The 19,252-nt window shown below is 63.9% G+C and carries 22 protein-coding genes and 1 pseudogene; 19 read left to right on the plus strand and 4 right to left on the minus strand.

Features of this window, described 5'->3' with window-relative positions:
- Positions 1–3: 3 nt before the first annotated feature.
- Positions 4–1,110, plus strand: a complete 1,107-nt coding sequence (locus ACFFWD_RS44770) for an acyltransferase family protein (protein WP_376975870.1) — start codon at positions 4–6, stop codon at positions 1,108–1,110.
- 23 nt (positions 1,111–1,133) lie between these two features.
- Here ACFFWD_RS44770 and ACFFWD_RS44775 read toward each other — a convergent pair whose 3' ends face one another.
- On the minus strand, positions 1,134–2,204 hold the full coding sequence (locus tag ACFFWD_RS44775; RefSeq protein WP_376975871.1) for a phosphatase PAP2 family protein: 1,071 nt from the start codon (positions 2,202–2,204) through the stop codon (positions 1,134–1,136).
- Positions 2,205–2,397: 193 nt separating this feature from the next.
- Between ACFFWD_RS44775 and ACFFWD_RS44780 the strand changes: the two are divergent.
- The 4 genes and pseudogenes from ACFFWD_RS44780 to ACFFWD_RS44795 all read left to right on the plus strand — a co-directional run.
- Positions 2,398–2,768: pseudogene (locus tag ACFFWD_RS44780) on the plus strand (sterol desaturase family protein); the annotation flags it as partial.
- Positions 2,769–2,916: 148 nt separating this feature from the next.
- A complete protein-coding gene (locus ACFFWD_RS44785; RefSeq protein ID WP_376975872.1) occupies positions 2,917–3,426 on the plus strand; it encodes a pilus assembly protein N-terminal domain-containing protein in 510 nt (169 codons plus the stop codon).
- Positions 3,427–3,577: 151 nt separating this feature from the next.
- Entirely contained in the window at positions 3,578–4,138 is a 561-nt protein-coding gene (locus tag ACFFWD_RS44790; protein ID WP_376975873.1) for a TadE/TadG family type IV pilus assembly protein, read from the plus strand.
- A gap of 7 nt (positions 4,139–4,145) precedes the next feature.
- A complete protein-coding gene (locus ACFFWD_RS44795) occupies positions 4,146–4,742 on the plus strand; it encodes a TadE/TadG family type IV pilus assembly protein (RefSeq protein ID WP_376975875.1) in 597 nt (198 codons plus the stop codon).
- Positions 4,743–4,881: 139 nt separating this feature from the next.
- Here ACFFWD_RS44795 and ACFFWD_RS44800 read toward each other — a convergent pair whose 3' ends face one another.
- The 3 genes from ACFFWD_RS44800 to ACFFWD_RS44810 form a co-directional block, all read right to left on the minus strand.
- Positions 4,882–5,094, minus strand: coding sequence for a cold-shock protein (locus ACFFWD_RS44800; protein ID WP_016842648.1), 213 nt, complete (start codon positions 5,092–5,094; stop codon positions 4,882–4,884).
- 268 nt (positions 5,095–5,362) lie between these two features.
- Positions 5,363–5,653, minus strand: coding sequence for a translation initiation factor IF-1 (gene infA / locus ACFFWD_RS44805; protein WP_376975876.1), 291 nt, complete (start codon positions 5,651–5,653; stop codon positions 5,363–5,365).
- 24 nt (positions 5,654–5,677) lie between these two features.
- Positions 5,678–7,096, minus strand: coding sequence for a DEAD/DEAH box helicase (locus ACFFWD_RS44810; protein WP_376975986.1), 1,419 nt, complete (start codon positions 7,094–7,096; stop codon positions 5,678–5,680).
- A 537-nt stretch (positions 7,097–7,633) separates the two neighbouring features.
- Here ACFFWD_RS44810 and urtA point away from each other — a divergent pair.
- The 14 genes from urtA (at position 7,634) to ACFFWD_RS44880 (ending at position 19,239) form a co-directional block, all read left to right on the plus strand.
- Positions 7,634–8,962: an urea ABC transporter substrate-binding protein gene (gene urtA, locus ACFFWD_RS44815; protein WP_376975877.1), complete on the plus strand. Its 1,329-nt coding sequence runs from the start codon at positions 7,634–7,636 to the stop codon at positions 8,960–8,962.
- A gap of 139 nt (positions 8,963–9,101) precedes the next feature.
- Entirely contained in the window at positions 9,102–10,682 is a 1,581-nt protein-coding gene (gene urtB / locus ACFFWD_RS44820) for an urea ABC transporter permease subunit UrtB (protein ID WP_376975987.1), read from the plus strand.
- Entirely contained in the window at positions 10,679–11,848 is a 1,170-nt protein-coding gene (urtC, locus tag ACFFWD_RS44825) for an urea ABC transporter permease subunit UrtC (RefSeq protein WP_376975879.1), read from the plus strand. Before urtB ends, urtC begins: the two co-directional genes overlap by 4 nt.
- Positions 11,849–11,852: 4 nt before the next feature.
- Positions 11,853–12,614 (plus strand): urea ABC transporter ATP-binding protein UrtD, encoded by a 762-nt coding sequence (urtD, locus tag ACFFWD_RS44830; RefSeq protein WP_376975880.1) that lies wholly within the window; start codon positions 11,853–11,855, stop codon positions 12,612–12,614.
- 3 nt (positions 12,615–12,617) lie between these two features.
- Positions 12,618–13,313, plus strand: coding sequence for an urea ABC transporter ATP-binding subunit UrtE (gene urtE / locus ACFFWD_RS44835; RefSeq protein WP_376975881.1), 696 nt, complete (start codon positions 12,618–12,620; stop codon positions 13,311–13,313).
- 105 nt (positions 13,314–13,418) lie between these two features.
- A complete protein-coding gene (locus ACFFWD_RS44840) occupies positions 13,419–14,255 on the plus strand; it encodes an urease accessory protein UreD (protein ID WP_376975988.1) in 837 nt (278 codons plus the stop codon).
- 28 nt (positions 14,256–14,283) lie between these two features.
- Positions 14,284–14,586, plus strand: coding sequence for an urease subunit gamma (locus ACFFWD_RS44845; RefSeq protein ID WP_376975882.1), 303 nt, complete (start codon positions 14,284–14,286; stop codon positions 14,584–14,586).
- Positions 14,587–14,595: 9 nt separating this feature from the next.
- Entirely contained in the window at positions 14,596–14,901 is a 306-nt protein-coding gene (locus ACFFWD_RS44850) for an urease subunit beta (RefSeq protein ID WP_376975883.1), read from the plus strand.
- 4 nt (positions 14,902–14,905) lie between these two features.
- The gene (locus ACFFWD_RS44855) at positions 14,906–15,448 is read left to right on the plus strand and encodes an HD domain-containing protein (RefSeq protein ID WP_376975885.1); all 543 of its coding nucleotides are present in this window, start codon (positions 14,906–14,908) and stop codon (positions 15,446–15,448) included.
- Positions 15,445–17,160 carry an urease subunit alpha gene (gene ureC / locus ACFFWD_RS44860; RefSeq protein WP_376975886.1) on the plus strand — a complete coding sequence of 572 codons (1,716 nt, stop codon included), beginning with the start codon at positions 15,445–15,447 and terminating at the stop codon, positions 17,158–17,160. Before ACFFWD_RS44855 ends, ureC begins: the two co-directional genes overlap by 4 nt.
- A 48-nt stretch (positions 17,161–17,208) precedes the next feature.
- A complete protein-coding gene (locus ACFFWD_RS44865) occupies positions 17,209–17,508 on the plus strand; it encodes a putative quinol monooxygenase (protein ID WP_376975887.1) in 300 nt (99 codons plus the stop codon).
- 26 nt (positions 17,509–17,534) lie between these two features.
- The gene (locus tag ACFFWD_RS44870) at positions 17,535–17,834 is read left to right on the plus strand and encodes a putative quinol monooxygenase (protein WP_376975888.1); all 300 of its coding nucleotides are present in this window, start codon (positions 17,535–17,537) and stop codon (positions 17,832–17,834) included.
- A 21-nt stretch (positions 17,835–17,855) separates the two neighbouring features.
- The gene (locus ACFFWD_RS44875; RefSeq protein ID WP_376975889.1) at positions 17,856–18,521 is read left to right on the plus strand and encodes an urease accessory protein UreE; all 666 of its coding nucleotides are present in this window, start codon (positions 17,856–17,858) and stop codon (positions 18,519–18,521) included.
- Entirely contained in the window at positions 18,502–19,239 is a 738-nt protein-coding gene (locus ACFFWD_RS44880; protein ID WP_376975989.1) for an urease accessory protein UreF, read from the plus strand. Before ACFFWD_RS44875 ends, ACFFWD_RS44880 begins: the two co-directional genes overlap by 20 nt.
- Positions 19,240–19,252: the final 13 nt, after the last annotated feature.

A 19,252-nucleotide genomic window follows, 5' to 3' on the forward strand; every position in this document is an offset into this window, starting at 1 on the left:
GTCATGACGACGCGCAATCAGTCGCTGGATCTGTTGCGCGGCGTGGCCATCCTGATGGTCGTTCTGTCGCATTGCGCAGATCGCGCTACCAGCGTGATTCCCGGCTTTGCCGCGTTGGTGCAGGACTACGGCCAGTTGGGCGTGCAGCTGTTCTTCATCGTCAGCGGCTACACAATGATGTTGACCTACGGCGGCAAGGTCGACCTTTCCGCCGCCGGCTCATTCTATCTGCGGCGCGTGTTTCGGATCGTTCCGCTGTTCTGGATCGCGATCCTGTTTTATCTCGCGATCTCGAACGGCGAAGGGATCAGGCACTGGGCGCCCGATGGCGTCGGCGTCACCGACATCGTCCTGACGTTTCTCTTCCTGCATTTGTCCAGCCCCACGGCGTTCAATTCGGTCGTTCCCGGCGGCTGGAGCATCGCTGTCGAGATGCAATTCTATCTGCTGTTTCCGCTCATCATCCGCCTGTTCAGGCAGCCGAACGGCCCGGTCATCTGCTACGCTCTGATTGCGCTGGTGAGCGTGGCGGCCAGCGCGCTGGCGGACCGCTATCTGGTCCCGCAACTTGCCGCATCATTGCCGCGGGGGCAGGCCTATCTTGCCGTGGGCTACTATTATTGCTGGCTGCCCCGCCAGGCCATCTGCTTTGGCCTCGGCATCTTGCTGTACGACGTGATCGAGCGCGGCAATCGGCGCCGGCTCGGCGCGCTGCTGCTGATTGGAGCGTGCCTGACGTCGTCATGGGGCTCCCAGGTCGCGCTGTTGTTTGCGATGTCCTATCTCGTGCTCGCGGGCAACGTGACGAATGCGGTGATGGGCTTGTTCGGGCGTCACTCCTACGCGGTCTATCTGGTTCATTTTGCGGTGCTGTCGGCGCTGGCGGCATGCCTGCAGGTCGACCTTGTGCCGATGGCCGCGTTGGTCGGCGGCATTTCGCTGGCGTTGAGCTATTTCCTGATCGAACCTATGGTCGAGCGTCGCTTCAACCGGTTGGGTCATCTGCTGGCCGCAAGCGTCGGCCGCAGGGGAGCGTCGCCACCGCCGCCTAGGCCTCGTTCGCAGACTGCCGGTCCGGCGCCGGCGACATCCGCGACTCAGGAGAGCTGATCGCCTTCGTGGCGGCGCCGACGTCACGGCGTTGCGGCGGCCGTCCGATCGACGCTTGAACGACGGACCAGCAGGATTGCGGCAATCGTCAATGCCGCACCCACCAATACGTCAGCGAGATGGTGGCCTCCCACCGGCAATGTCGCGACGATCATCATCCCGTTGACCAGCACGACCGGAATCAAGAGCCAGCGCATATCTCGCGCCGCGTAGATCGTCATCAAGCCGGCCATGGTGTGAAACGAGGGGAAGCTGACGATGCCATCAACCTTCGCCAGGTCCATGGTCGTGAGTGATCCGTCCCGCAGCATGACGAACGTACGTCCAAAGGGCCACATCTCGGCGATCGCCGAGAAGTTGGCAAAGTCCTGCGGAGCGGGACTGAAATAGGCGAAGGCGCCCGCGGCGGGAACCAGCCACATGCCGATGCACACAGCGACCGCACACAGGCTGAGGATTGCCATGAATTCCGTAAGCCGCTCTCCCCGTCGCTGGAAAATGAAACAGAGGACAACCACCTGCGCGGCCAGGCCCGTCTCATTGTAGGCCCTTGTCAGCAAGGTCGCGACGACGGGGTTGGCGTTTGTGGCTTGCAGAAAGTCTGGCCAGTCGAAGCCGAGCAGGCGATCGATATCCGCCAGCACGTTGTCCCTCAGCGGAAGGTTCGCCGAGGTGATCACGTAGGTCAGAATGCCACCGGCGACCAGAAGCGCCAAGGTCGGTAGTAGGACGCGCCACAGCAATTCCGTCAGAAGCAAAACTCTTCGCAACACGATCGCCGGGCGTCGCTCGTCCGTGCGAAGGCGGTCGGATGCAAAGGCGATGAAGATAGCGGCAAATACGCAGTAGGCGGAGCATTGCCCGAGAGCCGCCCAGTTCGAGGATACGAACGAAAGCCTGGAATCCTGCATCCCGATGACGTCAGCCAGAATGCACGCCAGGACGCAGGACCAGACGATGGCCATATGCCGTTGCGCGACTATCCCGTAGTCGCTGAACATGAGCCAGCGCCAGATCTCGTTTCGAATCCGGGGCGGATTGACGGCAAGATTGTAGGCACCGGCGGTGGCCGCCTGGTTCTCGGTCCCTGACATCGACGGCACGTGACGGTCCTCGCGTTGACGGCTCTCGCGGAAGTTGCTGGGGGAGTCTTAAGAATGCTCTAATCCCGGTCTGCCCGGGTGGCGGCGCGATCCCATGCATGATGTCCGGACCCCTGCGATGTCATGTATAGTGGCAGATCCAGACGGCGGCTTTCTCCAGGGCTCGTGCGATGAGGCTGGTGAGTCGGACTTCGCGATGTACTGGCTGCATCGGATGTTTCATCGCGGTGGCTTCTGGAAGTATCATGCCATTCATCATTCGTCCGAGGACGTCGACTGGATTTCAGCGGCGCGCTTCCATCCCGTCGGTTCCTGTCCGCCTTCGTGCACGCCAACCTCAATTGGGACTTCGGTCCGTTGAGATATGTGCTGGCGACGCCGGTCTTCCATCGCTGGCATCACACCCCGCTCGACGACGGCGGCAACACCAATTTTGCCGGCACTTTCCCGATCTGGGATATCCTGTTCGGGACCTTTCGCATGCCGGCGGGCCGGCTGCCGGACAATTACGGCATCGACGACAAGGCGTTCCCGGATGAGATTGCCGCCCAATAGGCCCATCCGTTCCGGAAGTCGTGACTTCGGCACAATTCGGCGGTCTATTTTTGCTCTTCTTAAATGAATTGCGGTCAGATTTGCCCCGTCGGGCGCCGGTTCCGCAGCGTATCGCTTTAGCCGGCCTGTCAACGTCCCGGGGTAGAGTATGTCGTTCCAGTCCCAGCGTATTCGCGCAGCCGCGCGTTTCGGGTTCATCTCTCTGGCTGCAGCCGTCCTGTTGTGGCCTGCGGTCTCCATGGCCGCAGCTGACCCCGACAAGATCGCGGTCAATGTCGATCAGGCAAAGCTCATCAAGATGCCCACGGGGATCGCCACCATCGTGGTCGGCAATCCCCTGATCGCAGACGTCACCCTGCAGAACGGGGGCGTTGTCGTCGTCACCGGCAAGGGTTACGGCGCCACCAATTTCATCGCGCTCGATCGCACCGGCCAGGTGCTGGTGGATCGCCAGATCATGGTCGAAGGCCCGCCGTCGGACCAGCTCGTGACGGTCTATCGCGGCATCGATCGCGAGACCTACAGCTGCATGCCGGTCTGCCAGCGCCGTATCACGCTCGGCGACGCCGATACCTACTTCAAGGCGACGATGGACCAGGCGGGCACGCTGAGCTCCCAGGCCTCCGGCTCCGCCGCAGGCGCCAAGCCGAACAACTGACCCGTCTGTGCCGGCGCGTTCCGCGCCGGCCCCGCCTCCGGCACGGTTAAGATTGCCTTAACGGCGCGGGTCGACCAGTTCCGCTCCGGCGAAACACTTCAACAATCAGTTTCCGCTAGTCGTTGCCCGCTATGCTCATCCGGGGTCGTTGATGCCGCCGCCTGCCCGTTTCGCCGGAAACATCCTGTGTCGCTTCCGTCGCAACCGCCGTGGCTCGGCCGCGGTCGAGTTCGCGCTGGTTGCGCCGCTCTTCTTCGGATTGCTGTTCGCAATCATCGAGGTGGCGTTCATCTTCTTCGCCGGTCAGATGCTCGAGACGGCAACGCAGGATTCCGCGCGCATGGTCCTGACCGGCCAGGCGCAGAACGGCCAGATCCCGGGCTGTTCGACGCCCTGCACCCAGGCGCAGTTCAAGACGGATGTTGTCTGCAGCAAGATCAGCATGCTGTTCGACTGCGCCAACGGCATCTATGTCGATGTGCGCAGCTACTCGCAATTCAGCTCCGTCAGCGTCACCCCGCCGATCGACGCGGGCGGAAACTTCATGCCCGCCATGCAGTACAGCCCCGGCAATGCCGGCGACATCGTGGTCGTGCGGGTGTTCTATCAATGGCCGGTGTTCGTTTCCGGACTTGGGTTCAACGCGGCAAATCTGAGCAACGGCAAGCGGCTGCTGACCGCAACCGCGGCGTTCAAGAACGAGCCTTTCTGAGGCAAGCATGCAAAGCATTTCGTGGGTCCGGCGTCGCCTGCAGCGTTGTGCGGCCAGGTTTGCCCTCGACCGGCGCGGTCTTGCCGCCGTCGAGTTCGCGATCATCCTGCCGTTCATGCTTGTGATGTTTTTCGGCACCGTCGAATTCTCGTCCGGCGTCGCCGTCGACCGCAAGGTTACGCTGATGGCGCGAACGCTGTCCGACCTGACGTCGCAGTCGATCTCGGTGTCAGATACCGACCTGACCAACTTCTTCAATGCCAGCACCGGCATCATGACGCCGTATTCGACGACACCGACGAAGTCGACGATTTCGATGCTTTACATCGATCCGAGCACGCTCGCCGCACGCGTGCAGTGGAGCCAGGGCGCGGCGCCGCGCGGGGTCGGCACCACGGTTGCGATTCCCAGTGCGCTGCAAGTCGGCGACACCTATCTGATCTTCAGCGAGGTCAGCTATAAATACGTTCCGACCCTCGGCTATGTGATGGCGAAAACCGGCATCAACCTCAGCGAAGTCTCCTATACGAGGCCGCGGCAAGCGGCCTGCGTGATCTACCCGACGCCGCCCGCCGGCGCGGTGTCGAACTGTCCGAAGTTGTAGCGCCGCGATCTTCCGTACGATTCAAGCAAACAGACGTCGGGCATAGCGCCGCCAAGCAAAAAGGCCGCATCCGAAGATGCGGCCTTTGTTGTCTTCGACGACAATTTCCGAGGAGGCTGATGCCCTTCCGGAAATCGGCTTATCCGGCGGCGCGCAGATTGTCGGCCGAGGATTTGCCGGAACGGCGGTCAGCGACGATCTCGTAAGAGATCTTCTGGCCTTCGCGCAACGTGCCGAGGCCGGCGCGTTCGACGGCGCTGATGTGCACGAACACGTCATTGCCGCCTTCATCCGGCTGGATGAAGCCGTAGCCCTTGGTCGCGTTAAACCACTTCACGGTTCCCATGCTCACGTGGGTAGTCCCTTCTCAGATATACAAGTTCAAGACCCGCTGGTCGGCGGGGTGGTGAGATCGAATTTTTGGAAGGGTCGTTCAGCGTCTGAACCGGCTGTACCGGTGGATAGCTAATGTCGTCCGGCCGAAAATCGATGGCTGATATTATGCGATAGAACGGTTCAAAACAATCCTGACGTGCGCGATTTTTTGGCCGGCGCGCCCGCCGGCCATTTTTCGTGCACGACATCAAGGGGTCATGCGCGTGACGGTTGCAATGCCTGTTTCAGCGGCGGCGGAACTGACCCCCACGCGGCGGTCCGCTGCGCGGCGCCCCGCCCGGCGCGCTCGGGCGCTCGTCCTTGTGGCGGAATATCAGGCGGCCCTTTTCCAGATCGTAGGGTGACATCTCGATCGTGACGCGATCGCCGGCCAGCGTCTTGATGCGGTTCTTCTTCATCTTGCCGGCGGTGTAGGCGACGATCTCGTGTCCTGCGTCGAGTTGCACACGGTAGCGTGCGTCGGGGAGGATTTCGGTCACCAGTCCTTCGAACTGGATCAGCTCTTCCTTAGCCATGTGGTTCTCCAGATCCAGCGGCGGCTAGTGCTGCGGTCGGTTGTTGCGGTTGGGTTTCTGTTGCGGCCGGCTTTCGCGATGCAAGAAGGCGACGCCCTGTATGCCCTCGCTGCTGCCGGCCTGCGACGGACGAGGCGACTCGCCCCGGTTCGTCTGCGGCGCGCCATTATTACCACCTCGACGGCGGCGACGGCGAGGGCCTTTTGTGCCAGGAGCGCCTTCATTCCCACGGACATGATGCGCGCGCGGTGCAGACCGGCCACCCCGGTGCGGCTGCGGTGCCTGGGCCGGCGCGGCGGCCTCGCGGTTGCCGGGCGTGCGACGGTCTTCCCGCGGCACCGCGATGCGGATCAGCCGCTCGATATCGCGCAGATAGCCCATCTCCTCGCCACCGGCGATCAGCGAAATCGCGACACCGTCGGCCCCGGCGCGCGCGGTGCGGCCGATGCGGTGGACATAGGTTTCCGGCACGTTGGGCAGGTCGAAATTCACCACGTGGCTGATGCCGTCGACATCGATGCCGCGGGCGGCGATGTCGGTCGCCACCAAAGTGCGGATCTCGCCGGAACGAAATGCCGCCAATACGCGTTCTCTGTGGTTTTGCGATTTGTTGCCGTGAATGGCGTTGGCCTCGATGCCAGCCTTGGCAAGGCTCTTCACCACCTTGTCGGCGCCGTGCTTGGTGCGGGTGAAGACCAGCGCGCGATCGACCGGCTCCTGCTTCAGGAGCTGCGCCAGCACAGCCGGTTTGGCCGCGAAATCGACCTGGATCGCGCGCTGGGCGATGCGGTCGGCGGTCGAGGACACCGGCGTCACTGCGACGCGGGCGGGGTCGCGCAGCATCGCTTCGGCGAGCTCGGCGATGTCCTTGGGCATGGTGGCCGAGAAGAACAGCGTCTGCCGCCTGATCGGGAGCTTGGCGACGATTTTGCGGATATCGTTGATGAAGCCCATGTCGAGCATGCGGTCGGCTTCGTCCAACACGAGGAACTCGACCCGGTTGAGCTTCAGCCCGTTGCTCTGCACGAGGTCGAGCAGGCGGCCGGGCGTGGCCACCATGACTTCGACCCCCTGCATCACGGCGCGGACCTGGCGGCCCATCGGCACGCCGCCGATCGCGAGCGCCGAGGAGAGGCGGATGTGGCGGCCATAGGCGTTGAAGCTGTCGAGGATCTGGCCCGAAAGCTCGCGGGTGGGGGAGAGCACCAGCACGCGGCAGCTCTTGGGCTGCGGACGGACGCGGTTTTCCAAGAGCCGGTGCAGGATCGGCAGCGCGAATGACGCCGTCTTGCCGGTTCCGGTCTGGGCGATGCCGACGACGTCACGGCCGGCGAGGGCGAGCGGGATGGTCTGGGCCTGGATGGGGGTGGGCGTGAGATAGTTTTCTTCTCGGAGCGCACGGGCGATGGGATCGGCGAGGCCGAAATCCTGGAAGGAGGTCAAAACGTTGTTCTTTCTATAAAAACAATCGTCGTCCCGACCGGATTGGCCGGGATCGCACGAGGGTGTCAGGACACCCGCGTGTTTGGGGCATCTCGCATTGGTTAGATGAAAATCGAGCCAGAGGCCGTTGGACCGGCCCGGAACACGCAGCTCGCGGGGCTCCGCGATTCCCGCGGGCACGGCAGGCATATGGACCAAGAACGCGGCGGTTTCAAGGTGTTACCGCGATGCGAGTGCAGCTGGCACAGCTTCGTCGGATCGGCCATCCCGCAAAGTGTCACAGCCATGCCGGAAATTTAGCCAAAATGCCAATTTTGCTCACAAAATGAGCTGGCTGCCCTTTTGGCATACATTTATCCAGCCCAACGATTAGGCAGACAATTTTGGCGTTCCCATGGAGCCGCCGAAATTACAGAGCCAACTCATAGGCTTAACCCACCTGCGCACCGTGGCATGGTTCTTGCGATTCCGTTAACCGCAGGCGGCCATGTGGCCGTTTCGCAAGCGTTCACGCCTGCGTCAGGGAGATGACATTTCATGCTTACTCAGCTTACTCACGATATAGCGACGACGACCCGCCGCCGCGTGCTTGCGGCGACCGCCGGCCTGGTTTTGGGTCTGGCCGCGTCCTCGCCGTTCGCGCCCGCGCAAGCGGCCGACGACACCATCAAGGTTGGCGTTCTCCACTCGCTCTCCGGCACCATGGCCATCAGCGAAACCACGCTGAAGGACACTATCCTTTTCCTGATCGACGAGCAGAACAAGAAGGGCGGCGTGCTCGGCAAGAAGCTCGAAGCCGTCGTGGTCGACCCTGCATCGAACTGGCCGCTGTTTGCGGAAAAGGCGCGTGAGCTGATTACCAAGGACAAGGTCGCGGTCGTGTTCGGCTGCTGGACCTCCGTCTCCCGCAAGTCCGTGCTCCCGGTGTTCAAGGAGCTGAACAACATCCTGTTCTATCCCGTGCAGTATGAAGGCGAAGAGTCCGAACGCAACGTGTTCTATACCGGCGCCGCGCCGAACCAGCAGGCGATCCCCGCCGTCGACTACCTGATGAAGGACGAAAAGGTGAAGCGCTGGGTGCTGGCGGGCACCGACTACGTCTATCCGCGCACCACCAACAAGATTCTCGAAGCCTACTTGAAGTCGAAGGGCGTCAAGCAGGAAGACATCATGATCAACTATACGCCGTTCGGTCATTCCGACTGGCAGACGATCGTGGCCGACATCAAGAAGTTCGGCTCGGCCGGCAAGAAGACCGCCGTGGTCTCCACCATCAACGGCGACGCCAACGTCCCCTTCTACAAGGAGTTGGGTAACCAGGGCATCAAGGCGACCGACATCCCGGTGGTCGCGTTCTCGGTCGGTGAGGAAGAACTCGCCGGCATCGACACCAAGCCGCTGGTCGGCCATCTCGCGGCCTGGAACTACTTCGAGTCGATCAAGACGCCGGAGAACGAGAAGTTCATCAAGGCGTGGCAGGCCTACACCAAGAACCCGAAGCGCGTGACCAACGACCCGATGGAAGCGCATGTGATCGGCTTCGACATGTGGGTGAAGGCGGTCGAGAAGGTCAAGTCGACCGATCCGGACAAGGTGATCGACGCGCTGCCCGGCATCGAAGCCAAGAACCTGACCGGCGGCGTGTCGAAGATGCTGCCGAACCACCACATCACCAAGCCGGTGTTCATCGGCGAGATCAAGGGCAACGGTCAGTTCGACGTGGTCTGGAAGACCCCGGGCCTGGTGGCCGGCGACGCCTGGTCGAAGGAGCTGGAGGGCTCCAAGGACCTGATCGGCGATTGGGTCGGCAAGAAGTGCGGCAACTGGAACACCAAGACCAACAAGTGCGGCGGCCAGGGCTCCTGATCCAGGACATCCTGACCTGAACCGCAACACAACAAAACCTTCCAAGACACTGGAGAAGGCGGCCCCATTCGCCGCCTTCTCCTCACACTCCTGCCGGGGTATTGACGTGTTTGCCAATTGTGTTGAGCGCCTCCGCGCGCTGTTTTTATCGCTTCTGCTGCTTGGCTGCCTTGCCCTGCCCGCGCTGGCCGGTCCGTTCGAGGACTCGGTCGCCAAATTCGCCAATGACGAATTTTCCGACACCGAGGAGGCGATCGGCGAGATCGCGGCCTCGGGCAATCCGCTCGCGTTCCCGATCATCAGCGCGCTGCAGGATGGCCGCCTGTCCGCCGACCCTGAGACCAAGAAGGTCTTCATCACGCAGGCCGACGACAAGGTCATCGACGCCGCAACCGGTGCGGCCGTCGACAAGCTGCCGGACAACGCCGCAGCGGTTCGCCTCAACAACCGCCTGCGCCGCACCGTGGAGGCCGCGCTCGGCGGCCTGACGCTGCTGTCGCCTGATCCGGCCAAGCGCCTGGCGGCCGCGCAATCGGTGTTCAAGAGCCACGAGGAAAGCGCGCTGCCGACGGTCGAAAGCGCGCTCGCCAAGGAGACCAACAAGGCGGTCAAGCAAGCCTTCGCCGAGGCGCGCGCCGCGATCCTGCTGTTCAAGTCCGACGCCTCGGACAACGACAAGCTGGAGGCCATCGCCGTGATCAAGGCGCGCGGCGATCAGGAAGCGATGGCGCTTCTGACCGGCCTCGGCACCGAGCAGCCGCCGCTGGTCGCCAAGGCGGCCGCCGCCGCGATCTCCTCGATCCAGGGCAATCTGGCGATGTGGTCGATGGTGCAGAACGCCTGGTACGGCCTCTCGCTCGGCTCGGTGCTGCTGCTCGCCGCGATTGGACTGGCCATCACCTTCGGCGTGATGGGCGTCATCAACATGGCGCATGGCGAGATGGTGATGCTCGGGGCCTACACCACCTTCGTCGTGCAGGAGGTGATCCGCACCCGCTATCCCGGCCTGTTCGACTATTCGCTCTTTATCGCGGTGCCGCTCGCCTTCCTGGTTGCCGGCGGCATCGGCGTCCTGATCGAGCGCAGTATTATCCGCTTCCTCTATGGCCGCCCGCTGGAGACGCTGCTTGCGACCTGGGGCCTGTCGCTGGTGCTGCAGCAGGCGGTGCGCACCGTGTTCGGTCCGACCAACAGCGAGGTCGGCAACCCCTCCTGGATGAGCGGCGCCTTCGAGCTCGGCCAGATCACCATCACCTATAACCGGCTCTGGATCCTCTGCTTCACGCTCGCCGTGTTCGCGATCCTGCTCGCGATGCTGCGCTATACCGCGCTCGGGCTCGAGATGCGCGCGGTGACGCAGAATCGCCGGATGGCGGCCTCGATGGGGATCGCCACCTCGCGGGTCGACGCGCTGACCTTCGGCCTCGGCTCCGGCATTGCCGGGATCGCCGGCGTGGCGCTGTCGCAGATCGACAATGTCAGCCCGAACCTCGGCCAGAGCTACATCATCGACAGCTTCATGGTCGTGGTGTTCGGCGGCGTCGGCAATCTCTGGGGCACGCTGGTCGGCGCCTTCACGCTCGGCATCGCCAACAAGTTCCTGGAGCCGGTCGCGGGCGCCGTGCTCGGCAAGATCGCCATTCTCGTGCTGATCATCCTGTTCATCCAGAAGCGGCCGCGCGGCCTGTTCGCGCTCAAGGGACGGGCGGTGGAAGCATGAGCCCGCACATCCTCACCCGCTCGCTCGATCGCGGCGCGACCGCATTCGTCCTGATCGTCGCGGCGATCGGCGTGCTGATCCCGCTGTCGAACCTGCTGCTGCCGCAGGGCTCGATGTTCCAGGTGCCGACCTATCTGGTGGCGCTGTGGGGTAAATATGTCTGCTACGCCATCCTGGCGCTCTCGATCGATCTGATCTGGGGCTATTGCGGCATCCTCTCGCTCGGCCACGGCGCGTTCTTCGCGCTCGGCGGCTACGCCATGGGCATGTACCTGATGCGGCAGATCGGCAGCCGCGGCGTCTACGGCAATCCCGTTTTGCCCGACTTCATGGTGTTCCTGAACTGGGACAGGCTGCCCTGGTATTGGTACGGCTTCGACAAATTCTACTTCGCGGCGCTGATGGTGGTGCTGGTGCCGGGCCTGCTCGCCTTCTGCTTCGGTTGGCTCGCCTTCCGCTCCCGCGTCACCGGCGTGTATCTCTCGATCATCACGCAAGCGATGACCTATGCGCTGTTGCTCGGGTTCTTCCGCAACGATTTCGGCTTCGGCGGCAACAACGGCCTGACCGACTTCAAGGACATCCTCGGCTTCAACGTACAGGCCGACGGCACGCGTTGCGCGCTGTTCCTGCTGAGCTGCCTTGCGCTCCTGATCGCCTTCGTGATCTGCCGCGCGGTCGTCACCTCCAAGCTCGGCAAGGTCCTGATCGCGGTGCGCGACGCCGAAAGCCGCACCCGCTTCCTCGGCTACCGCGTCGAATCCTACAAGCTGTTCGTGTTCACGCTGTCAGCCTGCATGGCCGGTGTCGCCGGCGCGCTCTACGTGCCGCAGGTCGGCATCATCAACCCCAGCGAATTCGCGCCCGGCAACTCGATTGAAGCGGTGATCTGGGTCGCGGTCGGCGGCCGCGGCACGCTGGTGGGGGCAGCGCTCGGCGCCGTCGTCGTCAACTACGCCAAGACCTTCTTCACCTCGGGCCCGCTGGCGCCGTACTGGCTGTTCATGCTCGGCGCGCTGTTCATCCTGGTGACGCTGCTGCTGCCCAAGGGCATCGTCGGTACCTTCAGCAGCTGGCGTGAGACCCGGCGCAGTGCGGGCATCGCGGCCGACGAGGCGAGCGCGGCGCGCGAAGACGGCATCAGCGCACCGAAGATGGCGGAGTAGGCACATGAACGTCATGGATACCCGCGCTACCTCGGCAATGCTCTATCTCGACGGCGTGCACGTCTCGTTCGACGGCTTCCACGCCATCAACAATTTGTCGCTGACGCTCGCGCCCGGCGAGATGCGCGCCATCATCGGCCCGAATGGCGCCGGCAAGACTACGATGATGGACATCATCACCGGCAAGACCAAGCCGGACGCCGGCAGCGTGCTGTTCGACGGCACGGTCGACCTGACGCGGCTCGACGAGACCCGCATCGCTGAGCTCGGTATCGGCCGCAAGTTCCAGAAGCCGACGGTGTTCGAGAGCCAGACCGTGCAGGACAATCTCCTGCTCGCGCTCAATGTCGATCACTCGGTCCGCGGCACGCTGTTCTGGCGCGGCAGCGGGGCCGAGTCGGAGCGGATCGACAAGGTGCTCGAGACCATCCGCCTGACCGATGCCCGCAACCGCCTCGCCGGCAGCCTGTCGCACGGCCAGAAGCAGTGGCTCGAGATCGGCATGCTGCTGGCGCAGGATCCGAAGGTGCTGCTGGTCGACGAGCCGGTCGCCGGCATGACCGACGTCGAGACCCATCTGACCGCGGAGCTGTTGAAGGAAATCAACAAGAACCACACCATCATGGTGGTCGAGCACGACATGACCTTCGTGCGCGAGCTCGGCGTCAAGGTGACCTGCCTGCATGAAGGCTCGGTGCTGGCCGAAGGCTCGATCGACCAGGTGTCGTCGAACGAGCGGGTCGTCGAAGTGTATTTGGGGCGTTAAGCGATGCTGAAGGTCGACAACATCAACCTGTTCTATGGCGCGGCGCAGGCGCTGCGTGGCGTCTCGCTTGCGGCCGAGCCCGGCAAGGTGACCTGCGTGCTCGGGCGCAATGGCGTCGGCAAGACCTCGCTGCTCCGCGCTTTGGTCGGGCAATATCCGATCGCCTCCGGCGCCATCAGTTTCGACGGCAAGGACATCACCGCGCTGAAGCCTTACGAGCGCGCGCGGCGCGGCATCGGCTTCGTGCCGCAGGGCCGCGAGATCTTCCCGCTGCTCACGGTGGAGGAGAACCTGAAGACCGGCTTCGGTCCGCTGAAGCGCGAGGACCGCAACATCCCCGACGACGTGTTCTCGCTGTTTCCGGTGTTGCAGACCATGCTCGGCCGTCGCGGCGGCGACCTCTCCGGCGGCCAGCAGCAGCAGCTCGCGATCGGCCGCGCGCTGGTGATGCGGCCAAAGCTCCTGCTGCTGGACGAGCCGACCGAGGGCATCCAGCCCTCGATCATCAAGGATATCGGCCGCGCCATCTCCTATTTGCGTAACCTCGGCAACATCGCGATCGTGCTGGTTGAACAATATCTCGACTTTGCCTGCGAACTCGGCGACAGTTTCGCGGTGATGGACCGGGGTGCGGTGAAATATGCCTGCGACCGTGCGAGCCTCGATCCCGCCGAGATCAGCCGCCAGATGGCGCTGTAACCAAAGCGTTTTCGAGCGAAGTGGGTACCGGTTCGCGTGAAGAAAACGCGTCAAACAAAGACGCTGGAGTTCGGCACCGGGCTCCATGACGCCGGTGAGGAGCGGATGCGGACGGAGAGCGCCGGCGCGGCCTCAGCGACATTTGCCGCCAATCGCGCCCAGGGCGCGGTGCGGTTCGGCGTGCATCTGAGGGGTGGCGTCACCCGCCGCGGTGACCTCCATGAGTCCGGCTCCTTGCGCGTCCGCTTTCCCTCGCCGGAGGGCGAAGGCCTCTCGGCGATGTTCGTCAACACCGCGGGCGGCATTGCCGGCGGCGACCGCCTCGACATCGAGATCGCGGCTGAGGAAGGCGCCCGGCTGACGCTGACCACGGCCGCGGCGGAAAAGGTCTATCGCGCGCCGGGGCCAGCGGCGCGGCTCAACATCGCGCTGAAGGTTCAGGCGGGCGCGCATCTCGCCTGGTTGCCGCAGGAGACCATCTTGTTCGATCGCGCCCGCATCGTCAGGCGCTTCGACATCGACCTTGCCGAACAGGCCTCGTTGCTGCTCTGCGAAATCGTGGTGTTCGGCCGCGCCGCGATGGGCGAGACCATGCGCCATGGCGAGTTCGTCGACCGCTGGCGCCTGCGTCGCGGCGGCCGGCTGGTGTTCGCCGAGACCATTCGCCTCGACGGCGAGATCGGCGAAAAGCTCGCCAGGCCCGCGATCGCCAATGGCGGCGCCGCGATCGGCACCGCGCTGATCGTGCCGGGCGACGAGGCGCTGGTCGAGCGCATCCGCGAGGCCTCGGGCAGTTTCGGCGGCGAGGTCGGCATCTCCGCCTGGAATGGGTTTGCAATGGCGCGCTTCTGTGCCCAAGATGCGGCGAGGCTGCGCACCGACATGATGACGGTGCTCGGCCGCGCCTCAGCCGTCCCGCTGCCGAGGCTGTGGCTCAACTAATCCCTTTCAAGACCATCAGAGTGCTCGCATGAATCTGTCTCCCCGCGAAAAGGACAAGCTCCTGGTTTCGATGGCGGCCATGGTGGCGCGCCGCCGGCTCGAGCGCGGCGTCAAGCTGAACCACCCCGAGGCGGTTGCGCTGATCACCGATTTCATCGTCGAGGGCGCGCGCGACGGGCGCACGGTCGCCGAACTGATGCAAGCCGGCGCCAAGGTTTTGACGCGCGACCAGGTGATGGCCGGAATCCCCGAGATGATCCACGACATCCAAGTCGAGGCGACGTTCCCTGACGGGACAAAACTCGTCACCGTGCATGACCCGATCCGATAGGAGTGCGACATGATCCCCGGCGAACTCTTCATCAAGGACGGCGAAATCGAGCTCAATGCAGGCCGCAAGACCGTGACACTGTCGGTCGCCAACACCGGCGACCGACCGATCCAGGTCGGCTCGCACTACCATTTCTTCGAGACCAATCCGGCGCTGAAATTCGACCGCAAGAAGGCGCGCGGCATGCGGCTCGACATCGCCGCCGGCACCGCCGTCCGCTTCGAGCCCGGCCAGACCCGCGACGTGCAACTCGTGTCACTCGCTGGCAAGCGCACGATCTACGGCTTCCGCGGCGAGGTGAAGGGCAAGCTGTGACGCCATGCTAAAGGGCCTTCGACTCGTCTCCGCGGCGGCCGAACTCGCCGCGCATAGTCACGCCGGCATGACGCGCAAGGGACGACCTGGCGAGCCCTACCTCAATCATCTCGCGGAGGTCGCCAACGCGCTTGCCATCGTGACCGATGGAGCAGACGCCGAGCTAGTCGCGGCCGGCTGGCTGCACGACACCCTCGAGGACACCCGAACGACGCGCGACGAACTCGAAGAAGAATTCGGCGCCCGCGTCGCCGCGCTCGTGGCTGAGGTGACTGACGACATGTCGCTTTCCAAAACGGAGCGACGGCAGCGGCAGATCGATGACGCCCCGCACAAGTCATCGGATGCGAAGCTCATCAAGATCGCCGACAAGATCAGCAATATCCTTGCGCGCATTTATCCGAACCCAAGTTCGGAGAAGCGCGAGGAGGATCTCACCGACTATGTCGACTGGGCCGAGAAGGTTGTGGCGGGCTGTCGCGGCGGCAACGCAACCCTCGACCAGATGTTCGACGACACCGTCAGGCTTGCAAGGAGCACGCTGTGAGCACGAAAATCAAACGTTCCGTCTATGCCGACATGTTCGGGCCGACCACCGGCGACAGGGTGCGGCTCGCCGACACCGACCTCATCATCGAGGTCGAGAAGGATCTCACCACCTATGGCGAGGAGGTGAAGTTCGGCGGCGGCAAGGTGATCCGCGACGGCATGGGGCAGTCGCAGGTGACGAATGCGCAAGGCGCCGCCGACACCGTGATCACCAACGCGCTGATCGTCGATCACTGGGGCATCGTGAAGGCCGACGTCGCGATCAGGGAGGGCATGATCGCCGCGATCGGCAAGGCCGGCAATCCCGACATCCAGCCCAACGTCACCATCATCATCGGGCCCGGCACCGACGTGATCGCGGGCGAGGGCAAGATCCTCACCGCCGGCGGGTTCGACAGCCACATCCATTTCATCTGCCCACAGCAGATCGAGCACGCGCTGATGTCTGGCGTCACCTCGATGCTGGGCGGCGGCACCGGGCCCTCGCACGGCACATTCGCCACGACCTGCACGCCCGGGCCGTGGCACATGGGGCGGATGATCCAGTCGTTCGATGCCTTCCCGGTCAATCTCGGTATCTCGGGCAAGGGCAACGCCTCGCGCCCGGCGGCCCTCGTCGAAATGATCAAGGCCGGCGCCTGTGCGCTGAAGCTGCACGAGGATTGGGGCACCACGCCGTCGGCAATCGATACCTGCCTCTCGGTTGCCGATGATTACGACGTCCAGGTGATGCTGCATTCGGACACGCTGAACGAGTCCGGCTTTGTCGAGGACACGGTGAAGGCGTTCAAGGGTCGCACCATCCATGCCTTCCATACCGAAGGCGCCGGCGGCGGCCACGCGCCCGACATCATCAAGATCGCGGGACTGAAGAACGTGCTGCCGTCCTCGACCAACCCGACGCGGCCGTTCACCCGCAACACCATCGACGAGCATCTCGATATGCTGATGGTGTGCCATCACCTCGATCCATCGATCGCGGAAGATCTGGCGTTTGCCGAAAGCCGGATTCGGAAAGAGACGATCGCCGCCGAGGACATCCTGCATGATCTCGGCGCGCTCTCGATGATGTCCTCGGACTCGCAGGCGATGGGCCGGTTAGGGGAGGTCATCATCCGCACCTGGCAGACCGCCGACAAGATGAAGAAGCAGCGCGGGGCATTGCCGCCGGACAAGGGCAACGACAACGACAATTTCCGCGTCAAGCGCTACATCGCCAAATACACCATCAACCCCGCGATCGCGCATGGCGTCTCGAAGCTGATTGGTTCGGTTGAGAAAGGCAAGCTTGCCGACCTCGTGCTGTGGTCGCCGGCCTTCTTCGGGGTCAAGCCCGACTGCATCATCAAGGGTGGCTCGATCGTGGCAGCTCCGATGGGCGATCCCAACGCCTCGATCCCGACGCCGCAGCCGGTGCACTACCGGCCGATGTTCGCCGCCTTCGGCAAATCGCTGACGGCGTCCTCGGTGGTGTTCACCTCCAAGGCGGCGGCGACCGGCGGCCTCGCCCGCAAGCTCGGCATCTCCAAGAAGCTCTACGCGGTGCAGAACACCCGCGGCAAAATCTCCAAGAAGAGCATGATCCACAATGATGCAACCCCCGATATCGAGGTTGACCCGGAGACCTATGAGGTGCGCGCAGACGGCGAGCTTCTGACCTGCGCGCCGGCGGAGGTGCTGCCCATGGCACAGCGCTATTTTATGTTCTAAAACCGCTCCCGGTATCTGAACCAGAAAAGAAAACCGGGAGGATTTTCCGTGATTTACGTTGTCGCAACGCTGACCATCAAGCCCGAGACCCGCGCCGAGTTCATCGCCGCGGCGACGGCCTGCATCAAGGAGACAAGGAAGGAGCCCGGCAACATCGCCTATGATCTCCATGAGAGCGTCACCGACCAAAGCAAGATGGTGTTCGTCGAGCAGTGGGAGAATGCCGAGGCGCTGGTGCCGCATCGCACCGCCGAGCACATGAAGGCGTTCGGCCGCGTCGTGGTGAAATGCATCACCGCGCCGCCGCGGATCGAGGTGATCACGCCGGAGAAGGTCGACGTCCGCTAGCCAAGAACAAGAACAGGAGGCAATCCATGATCTACGTCATCGCCACCACGCCGATGAAGCCGGAAGCACGGGAGGATTTCATCCGCGGCCACAAGGCCTGCACGGTCGAGACCCGCAAGGAGAAGGGTTGCCTTTCCTACGACGGCCACGTCAGCGTCAACGATCCCAACCTCTATGTGGTGGTGGAGCGCTGGGAAAGCCGCGACGACCTCAACGCCCATGCCAGGGCGCCACACATGAAGGTATGGCGCGACCATTCCGCCCAAATGAAGACCGGGCCGACGGTGATCGAGATCATCAGCGATGGCAAGGTCGAGAAGTTCTAACGCATCTAGATGAAGGCTCCGATGATCCGCGCGACCAAGGTTCTGGGACAGCATCGCTGGAAGGAAGCGCCGGCCGACACCGTCGTGCTCGATTTCGATGACCGGCACCGGCGGCGGATGGCGATGACGGGGACGCGCGGGCTTGAATTCCTGCTCGATCTCGAAAACGCCGTTGCGCTACGCGGCGGCGATGCGCTGGTGCTGGAGGACGGCCGGCTGATCGAGGTGGTCGCCGCCCCCGAGCCGCTGGTCGAAATCCGGGGGCAGGACCCGCACCACCTGATCCGGGTCGCATGGCACCTCGGCAACCGCCATCTGCCGACGCAGATCATGCCGAAGGGCCTGCGCATCCGCCGCGATCACGTCATCGAGGCGATGGTGAAGGGGCTCGGCGCCCGCGTGATCGAGATCGAAGCGCCGTTCGATCCCGAGGGCGGCGCCTATGCCGGGCATGCCCATGCGGAAGAGCCGCATGCGCATCACCACACCGGCCACGATCACGCTCATGATCATGACCATGCCCACGATCATGGCCATCACCACCATCATGCCGGCGATCACGATCACGCCAGTGATCACGATCACGCCAGTGGTCACAATCACCACCATCATGACGAGCATTGCGGCCACGACCATCACCACGGTGATGGGCATCACGACCACTCCCATGCTCATGACCACAAATGAGCCTGATCCCGCCGCGGCGAGCGGGGGGATGACGGAGCGTGAGGCGGCGGCGCTGTATCGGCTGTTGACCTGGTTATCGCCGTCCTTCCCGGTCGGCGCGTTCGCCTATTCCAGCGGCCTCGAATGGGCGGTCGAGGCGGGCGACATCACCGATGCCGCATCGCTGCGCGGCTGGCTCGCGGCGATGCTCACCGAGGGAAGCGGGTTTTGCGACGGTGTGTTCCTCGCGCACGCACATCACGCAGCATCTGCCGCTGACCACGCCCGACTGAAGGAAATCGCCGAGCTCGCCGTGGCCTTCGTGCCCTCGCGCGAGCGGCAGCTCGAGACCACGTCGCAGGGCCGCGCCTTCATCGACATCGCCCGCGCCGCCTGGAACTCGGCGGATCTCGACGCTGTTATCGCCGCCTGCGACGGCGGGGTCGTGTATCCGGTCGCGGTCGGCCTCGTCAGCGCCGCCCACGGAATTCCGCTCGAACCGGCGCTGCACGCCTTCTTTCACGCCGTGCTCTCGAACTGGATTTCCGCCGGCGCCCGGCTGATCCCGCTCGGGCAGACCGACAGCCAGCGCGTGCTGGCCGATCTCGAGCCCGCGGTCGCCGCGACCGCGCGGCGCGCCGCCGCGGCATCGCTCGACGATCTCGGCGGCGCGACCTTCCGCGCCGACCTCGCCAGCCTGCGGCATGAGACACAGTATACGAGGCTGTTCCGCTCATGATGCGCTACACTCG

This window comes from Bradyrhizobium erythrophlei (assembly GCF_042430365.1).
GTDB classification, from domain to species: Bacteria; Pseudomonadota; Alphaproteobacteria; order Rhizobiales; family Xanthobacteraceae; genus Bradyrhizobium; species Bradyrhizobium erythrophlei.

Bases quoted from the DNA above. Each gene is read 5' to 3' on its own strand.
- ACFFWD_RS44770 (WP_376975870.1), top strand. From the start codon at position 4: ATGACGACGCGCAATCAGTCGCTGGATCTGTTGCGCGGCGTGGCCATC.
- ACFFWD_RS44775 (WP_376975871.1), bottom strand. From the start codon at position 2,204: ATGTCAGGGACCGAGAACCAGGCGGCCACCGCCGGTGCCTACAATCTT.
- ACFFWD_RS44785 (WP_376975872.1), top strand. From the start codon at position 2,917: ATGTCGTTCCAGTCCCAGCGTATTCGCGCAGCCGCGCGTTTCGGGTTC.
- ACFFWD_RS44790 (WP_376975873.1), top strand. From the start codon at position 3,578: ATGCCGCCGCCTGCCCGTTTCGCCGGAAACATCCTGTGTCGCTTCCGT.
- ACFFWD_RS44795 (WP_376975875.1), top strand. From the start codon at position 4,146: ATGCAAAGCATTTCGTGGGTCCGGCGTCGCCTGCAGCGTTGTGCGGCC.
- infA (WP_376975876.1), bottom strand. From the start codon at position 5,653: ATGGCTAAGGAAGAGCTGATCCAGTTCGAAGGACTGGTGACCGAAATC.
- urtA (WP_376975877.1), top strand. From the start codon at position 7,634: ATGCTTACTCAGCTTACTCACGATATAGCGACGACGACCCGCCGCCGC.
- urtC (WP_376975879.1), top strand. From the start codon at position 10,679: ATGAGCCCGCACATCCTCACCCGCTCGCTCGATCGCGGCGCGACCGCA.
- urtD (WP_376975880.1), top strand. From the start codon at position 11,853: ATGAACGTCATGGATACCCGCGCTACCTCGGCAATGCTCTATCTCGAC.
- urtE (WP_376975881.1), top strand. From the start codon at position 12,618: ATGCTGAAGGTCGACAACATCAACCTGTTCTATGGCGCGGCGCAGGCG.
- ACFFWD_RS44840 (WP_376975988.1), top strand. From the start codon at position 13,419: ATGCGGACGGAGAGCGCCGGCGCGGCCTCAGCGACATTTGCCGCCAAT.
- ACFFWD_RS44845 (WP_376975882.1), top strand. From the start codon at position 14,284: ATGAATCTGTCTCCCCGCGAAAAGGACAAGCTCCTGGTTTCGATGGCG.
- ACFFWD_RS44850 (WP_376975883.1), top strand. From the start codon at position 14,596: ATGATCCCCGGCGAACTCTTCATCAAGGACGGCGAAATCGAGCTCAAT.
- ACFFWD_RS44855 (WP_376975885.1), top strand. From the start codon at position 14,906: ATGCTAAAGGGCCTTCGACTCGTCTCCGCGGCGGCCGAACTCGCCGCG.
- ACFFWD_RS44870 (WP_376975888.1), top strand. From the start codon at position 17,535: ATGATCTACGTCATCGCCACCACGCCGATGAAGCCGGAAGCACGGGAG.
- ACFFWD_RS44875 (WP_376975889.1), top strand. From the start codon at position 17,856: ATGATCCGCGCGACCAAGGTTCTGGGACAGCATCGCTGGAAGGAAGCG.
- ACFFWD_RS44880 (WP_376975989.1), top strand. From the start codon at position 18,502: ATGCTCATGACCACAAATGAGCCTGATCCCGCCGCGGCGAGCGGGGGG.